Origin of the sequence: Virgibacillus alimentarius, assembly GCF_000709085.1 — a bacterium.
GTDB lineage: Bacteria > Bacillota > Bacilli > Bacillales > Amphibacillaceae > Virgibacillus_B > Virgibacillus_B alimentarius.
Genome location: NZ_JFBD01000124.1, coordinates 1 through 3365, shown reverse-complemented (window position 1 = coordinate 3365; position 3365 = coordinate 1). Strand labels below are relative to the sequence as shown.

Here is a 3365-nt window from a genome sequence, read left to right as displayed (position 1 = left end):
GGGGGTCAATACCTAAGCGTTCTGCTATTTTTGTTATCTGCGGGGAAACAGATGAACATGCACAGGAGCTTGCGATTAGCCAGGATGTTTGGCTGCTACATGTGGAAAAAGGCCTCGACAGCCGCGTGCCAAGTATCGAGGAAGCAAAAGCAAAGGACTTTCATGATAGAGAGAAGGAGCAAATGCGAAAAAACCGGAAGCGGATGATTATCGGCGGGCCGGAAAAAGTAAAAAATGAACTGCTTCTCCTATCTGAGCGTTATCAATGTAACGATTGGCTGATTCTGACAAATATGTATGACTTTGAAGAAAAGAAACAGTCGTACCGGCGGATCATGGAATTGTTTTCATGAGATGATCGTAAATGCCGTGTATAGCGTTTACCTTCTTCAACCACAGAAAAGCACCTTGAAGGCATTTCTGTGGTTTTTTCATTCAGCTCACTTTTGATCATTTGTCTGTTTTAGATTAAACAGGGACGTGATCTTACGCGAGAACCACTTTATTTTTGTTGATTTCCTTTTCAAACGGACTTTTTTGTCAACGCTTTTCCCGTTTTTTCCGTCCATCTTCCTCATGTTATGGAGTGTCGTGGTAATCTCCATTTGAAATGCACGGATAACATCCTCAAGGTAACAATCGCAATAAAAAGAGCAGCTGTCGTCCAAGGTCCTTGGATGACACCTAAACCAATCACGAATCCGCCCATTGTCGCCCAGAGGGCATAAATCTCTTCACGAAAAATCATCGGTTTTCTTCCTGCAAAAACATCCCGGATCATGCCACCACCCGATCCCGTCAAGGTTGCCGCAACGAGCACCGCACTTAATGGTGCACCGACTTGAACAGCACTAATAGCTCCTTGGATCGCAAATGATGCCAGTCCCATCGCATCAAAAAGAATCCCCCATTTATCCCAATATTGTAGCCACTGCGTCGGTAGTATAAATACAATACTATTTATCAAGAAAACGGCAATGAATAAATTACCCTGTGTCCAGATGGTTTCAATCGGTATACCTATTAATAAATTACGGATCGTACCGCCACCAAATGCTGTCGTGAACCCCAGCACTTGGATGCCTAATATGTCATAATCTTCTTTTATCGCAATAATGGCACCACTAATGGCAAAAGCAAGCGTGCCTATGATATTAAGAACTTCCCATGTCATCAACGCTTTTCTTCCTTTTTAACTCTATTATAGGTGAATAAAGATCATCCATTCAAATAATGCGGGTTACGCTTTCATCAAATGGGATGGATTCCTCTAGGAAATGAAACAAGGTCGCTAAATTTTTGCATATCCATATTGGTTATTGAAGTTTATATTTCTTATCGATATACTTGGTATTAGGCTAAGGGAGGAGAAACAATGCAACAAGATAAAGACGCACGTTCCATAAAATGGTTACGACTTATCGAGGAAAAGGGAAATAAATTACCACATCCTGTTACTATTTTTGTTATCTTTATTTTTATTGTTATGATTTTATCTCATATTTTGTATCTTATGGGAACGAGTGTGACATTTGAAGGAATTAACAAGGAAACGATGGAAACAGAAATGCTAACAGTAAATGCGGTTAGCTTACTTGTACCTGAAGGGATTGCTTATATATTTTCTAATATAGTGACGAATTTCACCTCTTTTGTTGCGCTTGGGCCTGTGCTAGTAGCAATGATAGGAGTTGGTGTTGCTGAAAAAAGTGGATATATTAGTGCCTTAATGACAAACACCGTTACCAAAGCACCGAGAAAACTGGTAACACCATTAGTTGTGCTCATGGGAGTGCTCTCTAATGTCGCTGCCTCTGTAGGATATGTTGTTCTCGTCCCACTTGGAGCGATTCTATTTTTAGGCTTTAAACGACATCCACTAGCTGGATTATCAGCCGCGTTTGCAGGCGTTTCAGGTGGCTATTCTGCTAATTTAGTTTTAGGGACAAATGATCCATTACTTGGTGGGATTTCAACAGAAGCAGCCCGGATTTTAGATGTCAATTATACTGTCAATCCAACCGATAATTGGTTTTTTATGTTTGTATCAACTTTTTTGATTGTTATCATTGGAACATTTATTACAGATAAAGTCATTGAGCCAAAATTAGGAAAATATGAACAAGAAAATGCGATAGAACAGATAGAAAGAATATCAGATATTGAGAAAAAAGGGTTGTTTTGGGCAAACCTTTCCATACTTTTCACTGTCATTGTCATTGGACTATTCGTCATTCCCGAAAATGGTGTATTACGGGGAGATGAGGGAAGCATTATGAGTTCGCCTTTTATGACCGGAATTATTTTTATTATGATGCTTATTTTCTTAATTCCAGGGATCGTTTACGGAATTATTACAAAAACGATCAAAAATGACAAAGACATTGCCAATTTAATGACTTATTCTCTAGAATCAATGGCAGGGTTTATTGTATTGATTTTCTTTGCTGCTCAGTTTGTTGCATTTTTCAATTACACTAATTTAGGTACCATCCTAGCAGTAAAAGGAGCAGAACTCCTACAGTCGTTCCATGTGACGGGAGTTCCATTAGTCATTGCACTTATATTCATAACAGCTATGATTAATATTTTTATAGCTGCAGACTCGGCTAAATGGGCAATTATGGCTCCTGTTTTCATTCCGATGTTCATGCAACTGGGAATTTCTCCAGAAATAACGCAGGTGGCATATCGTATTGGAGACTCTGCAACAAATATTATCTCACCATTAATGCCGTTCTTCCCATTAATCGTTGCCTTTGCACAAAAATATGGTAAACAAAATGGCGTCGGGACAGTGGTATCACTGATGTTGCCATACGCCATTGTCACTTTAATCTGTTGGACAATATTTTTCGCTATTTGGTATTTACTTGGTATACCGGTAGGGCCTGGAACAACATTAACATATTAACTCGCTTAATTGATAAATAACGGGGCTCTTTATCATGAGCCTCGTTATTTCAAATCTGAACATTCATTCTTGTTCCAGAAGTATTGATTCAATCCTCACTTCCCCCTTTCAAGAATGGCTCCCTTTTGCTGAACGATGAAATAGCTTGTAATTGCTTCATGAAGAAAAATATATCTGATAGCACGTCATACGCAGGGCATTATTCCATCTGCTAAAATAACAATATCCCCCCATTATGATTGATGTATGATCAACGTATTAAATCCATGGAGTGTATCGCCATCGTTCCTTTGCCTGAATGTGTAACCACTTATATGTTACGGTTGAAACAACTCCTGCAAAAATCGTCCAAATAAATGCTGTTTTCATATCCACTCTCCTCCTTTCGTATATTGAGGCATTGATTTTCTGCCTATTTATCTGATGCATTTTAGAAGTATACAAGCTTTGT

At 39.0% G+C, this 3365-nt stretch carries 2 protein-coding genes and 1 pseudogene; 2 read left to right on the top strand and 1 reads right to left on the bottom strand.

Annotation, left to right across the window (positions count from 1 at the left end; translation table 11 throughout):
• A pseudogene (locus GZ63_RS18210) lies at nucleotides 1-353 on the top strand (LLM class flavin-dependent oxidoreductase); the annotation flags it as partial.
• 221 nt (nucleotides 354-574) lie between these two features.
• On the opposite strand, the gene GZ63_RS0115540 reads toward GZ63_RS18210, so the two are convergent.
• Nucleotides 575-1174, bottom strand: a complete 600-nt coding sequence (locus tag GZ63_RS0115540) for a trimeric intracellular cation channel family protein (RefSeq protein WP_029271123.1) — start codon at nucleotides 1172-1174, stop codon at nucleotides 575-577.
• A gap of 201 nt (nucleotides 1175-1375) precedes the next feature.
• Between GZ63_RS0115540 and GZ63_RS0115535 the strand changes: the two genes are divergently transcribed.
• Nucleotides 1376-2914 (top strand): AbgT family transporter, encoded by a 1539-nt coding sequence (locus GZ63_RS0115535; protein ID WP_029271122.1) that lies wholly within the window; start codon nucleotides 1376-1378, stop codon nucleotides 2912-2914.
• Nucleotides 2915-3365: the final 451 nt, after the last annotated feature.